Genomic DNA, 826 nt, shown 5'->3' on the forward strand with positions numbered 1-826 from the left:
TTTAGTCACCGCGCTCAATGTCAGTACATCGCCCACATCGGTATCACTCGCCGCGAAGCTATAGCTGTACGCGGTATCTTGAGTGGCAGCTGTGATGGCCGTTGAACTAATCGTCGGCGCATCGTTGACGTTAGTGACCGTGATGCTGAAGCTTTGCTCTGCCGTTAAACCGTCCGTGTCGGTGACTTTCAGTGTCACCGCATGGCTGCCCACATCGGCATTGCTGGGCGTGCCGCTTAACAATCCAGTGGCAACATTGAAGCTCAACCAACTGGGTTTAGTCACCGCGCTCAACGTCAGTACATCGCCCACATCGGTATCACTCGCCGCAAAGCTGTAGCTGTACGCCGCATCTTGAGTGGCAGCAGTGATAGCTGTTGAACTAATCGTCGGCGCATCGTTGACGTTGGTCACTTGAATGCTGAAGCTTTGCTCTGCCGTTAAGCCGTCCGTGTCGGTGACTTTCAGTGTCACCGCATGGCTGCCCACATCGGCATTACTTGGCGTGCCACTTAACAATCCAGTGGCAACATTGAAGCTCAACCAACTGGGTTTAGTCACCGCGCTCAACGTCAGTACATCGCCCACATCGGTATCACTCGCCGCAAAGGTGTAGCTGTACGCCGCATCTTGAGTGGCAGCAGTGATAGCCGTTGAACTAATCGTCGGCGCATCGTTGACGTTGGTCACTTGAATGCTGAAGCTTTGCTCTGCCGTTAAGCCGTCCGTGTCGGTGACTTTCAGTGTCACCGCATGACTGCCCACATCGGCATTGCTGGGCGTGCCACTTAACAATCCAGTGGCCGCATTGAAGCTCAACCAACTT

General features: G+C 54.2%; 1 protein-coding gene. It reads right to left on the reverse strand.

The features are described from left to right. On the reverse strand, positions 1 to 826 hold an 826-nt coding region (locus Q4Q54_RS21625; protein WP_311989530.1), incomplete at both ends, for a putative Ig domain-containing protein.

The sequence above is a fragment of the Shewanella sp. SP2S2-4 genome, assembly GCF_031932025.1.
Lineage (GTDB): Bacteria > Pseudomonadota > Gammaproteobacteria > Enterobacterales > Shewanellaceae > Shewanella > Shewanella baltica.